This window comes from Corallococcus sp. 4LFB, from assembly GCF_046520365.1.
Classification (GTDB): domain Bacteria; phylum Myxococcota; class Myxococcia; order Myxococcales; family Myxococcaceae; genus Corallococcus; species Corallococcus caeni.
In genome coordinates this window covers 1-2,286 of record NZ_JBKGHJ010000831.1, presented here as the reverse complement: position 1 = coordinate 2,286, position 2,286 = coordinate 1, and the positions used below count along the sequence as shown (strand labels likewise).

Genomic DNA, 2,286 nt, shown 5'->3' with positions numbered 1-2,286 from the left:
CCCCACGCCAGCGCCGGGCAGGCAGGCGGGCCCCACCTCCAGACGCCCCACCCCCGCCCGGCCACCAGGGGGAATCTCCTGGAAATGCCAGGGGTTACTGAACATGTGTCCAGACCTCCGAACGGAGGGGGACCTGGCGACCCGGCGCGTGAACCGGGCATGTCAGACCCCTCGCGTAGAAATGATCGCGTGAGCCACTCGACCCCGCCATCGTCTCCGTCGCGAGTCCTGGAGCAGCGCAATCTCCTGGGAGGCCTGGACCTCCTGCCGGTGATGAGCCCGGGCAGCCGCAAGCGCGCGCGTCAGTTCCACGTGCCCACGGAGCGCAAGCTGGGGTTCGCCGCCGCGCTGGCGCTGGTGGTGGAGCACGGGCGGGAGAAGGCCAAGGAGACGGGCACCACGTCCATGACGCGCTGCCCGCGCTGCGGCCACGTGGGCCCCACGGAGCAGGACTTCGGCTTCCGCATCATGAGCCGGGGCCAGCGCCGTCCGCAGTCCTGGTGCCGCGGCTGCCGCGGCCAGCACCTGGAGCCGGTGAACGCCTCCCAGCCCCGCCCCGAGGACGGCTGGCTGTTCCCGCCGGAGCCCGCGAGCAAGCCGAAGGCGAAGGCGGCGGGCAAGTCCGGCAAGCCCAAGGCGAAGAAGCGCGCCCGCCGCGACAACGAAGACCTCACCTGAGCGCCGCGCGGTACCGGCCGTGCCCGGGGTGATTCCCGGGCCGCAAGTGCCGCCGCACGCGTGCCCCCTGTCATCCCGCGCCACCGGGCGCCCGCGTCCCGCATGCTCCCGGAGCGGCCCCTGTCCCGCCCGTCGCCAGGGATGGCATCACCCCGCCGGGGTCCCTACCTCTCCTCCAAGGAGGACCTCCATGTCCGTGCGGACCCGAGTGGCAGGTATCAAGAACAAGCGACGCGTGGATCCCCATGCGGCCCAGCCGAGCGTGCAGGCCAGCAAGGGGCGCAAGACACTGGCCCATGACGACGAGGCGGCGCTGTTGCGGCAGAAGGAGCTGAAGCGCGTGACGCTGGGCCCCGCCGCCAGCGACCACGGCCCCCGGCGCAACAACCGGGGCACCGGGCTGCGGGGGCGAAAGAAGGCGCCCAGCCAGATCCACATCAAGCGCGCGGGCGGCCCGCGCGACCGCTCCCGGCTGCACGGGGGCTGAGCGCGAAGAGCCACTGGAACGACGACGCCCCGCGTGGGAGACGGAAGAGCCCTCTTCGTGAGGGAACCGCCTTCCACCGCGGGGCGCGGTGCGTCTGGCCTTGAGTCGCCGGTCAGTAACCGACGTAGCCGCTGCCGCTGTTGAGGCCCTGGATGCCGGGGACGTTGGACACGGAGCCGTAGCGGGCGATGGAGTAGCGGACGCCGGCGATGATGTTGTCCACCGGGTTGCGGATGTTGTCGTGGCCGGGGAGCTTGTACGCGTCGAACGTCGGCTGGATGGTCTGCATCAGGCCGATGGACGGGGTGCCCTTCTGGGCGTTGGAGTCCCAGTTGTTGATGGCGTTCGGGTTCCCGCTGGACTCGTGCTGGATGATCTTCGCGATGTCCTGGGGGTTCATCTTGTCCGTCGGGACGCCGTTGGCCTTGAGGATGTCCATGGCCTGCTGGATCCAGTCACCGACCTGGCCCGGGGGCACGTCACCCACGGCCTGCGAGCCCTGCGTCTGCTGCGTCCCGCCCGTCAGGTTCGGCCCGTTGCTGGCGCCCTGCGCCTGGAACTCATCCTTGCTGCCCGGGATGTTGAGCGTCGCCCCCGCGTAGATGAGGTCCTTGTTGGTGATGTTCGGGTTCGCCTTCACCAGCGAATCCACGTCCGTGTTGTAGCGCTTGGCCAGCGCGCTCAGCGTGTCACCCGACTTGATCTTGTAGTCCATGGGGGGAGGGACCTTTGCGATTGCCGAAAACGTCGATGCCTGATTCTCGGAATCTGGTTCGCGGAGTTTCGCCTACACTTGCGGTTTTGTAGGTGCTTTCACGCGGAGTCCTGCCCGGGACCGACTTCCTGGACGCCTCCGGTGGGACCGGCGCCAGAACAGCCCCAGCAGGACGGCGAGTGTCGCGCCCAGGCCTCCGGGGCCGCTGGCGCACCCGCTGTCCTCTCCGTCCTCCGGTGCCCGAGGGTCGGCGGTGGCCTCGCAGGGGGTGAAGCAGCGGCAGGCGTCGTCGCCGTCCACCTCCAGCCGGGCGCATACCCCCCGGGCGCCGCAGGCCGCGTCCTCCGTGCAGGCCGCGCCATAGGTCCCGGCCTGGAGCGCGGGCAGGAGGCACCGGGCGGGGGCG

Annotated in this window: 3 protein-coding genes; 2 read left to right on the top strand and 1 reads right to left on the bottom strand. The window is 70.7% G+C overall.

Annotated features, from left to right (window positions below; all coding sequences use genetic code 11):
- The first annotated feature begins 159 nt into the window (after positions 1–159).
- Both ACLEQD_RS41705 and ACLEQD_RS41700 read left to right on the top strand, forming a co-directional pair.
- On the top strand, positions 160–678 hold the full coding sequence (locus tag ACLEQD_RS41705; RefSeq protein ID WP_410391461.1) for a hypothetical protein: 519 nt from the start codon (positions 160–162) through the stop codon (positions 676–678).
- Between the two features lie 235 nt (positions 679–913).
- Positions 914–1,165: a hypothetical protein gene (locus ACLEQD_RS41700; RefSeq protein WP_410391460.1), complete on the top strand. Its 252-nt coding sequence runs from the start codon at positions 914–916 to the stop codon at positions 1,163–1,165.
- Positions 1,166–1,277: 112 nt separating this feature from the next.
- Here ACLEQD_RS41700 and ACLEQD_RS41695 read toward each other — a convergent pair whose 3' ends face one another.
- Positions 1,278–1,880, bottom strand: a complete 603-nt coding sequence (locus tag ACLEQD_RS41695; RefSeq protein ID WP_410391459.1) for a LysM peptidoglycan-binding domain-containing protein — start codon at positions 1,878–1,880, stop codon at positions 1,278–1,280.
- Between the last annotated feature and the right edge of the window lie 406 nt (positions 1,881–2,286).

What these genes read in the sequence shown, in the direction of transcription:
- ACLEQD_RS41705 (WP_410391461.1), top strand. Translation starts at nt 160, where the DNA reads ATGTCAGACCCCTCGCGTAGAAATGATCGCGTGAGCCACTCGACCCCG.
- ACLEQD_RS41695 (WP_410391459.1), bottom strand. Translation starts at nt 1,880, where the DNA reads ATGGACTACAAGATCAAGTCGGGTGACACGCTGAGCGCGCTGGCCAAG.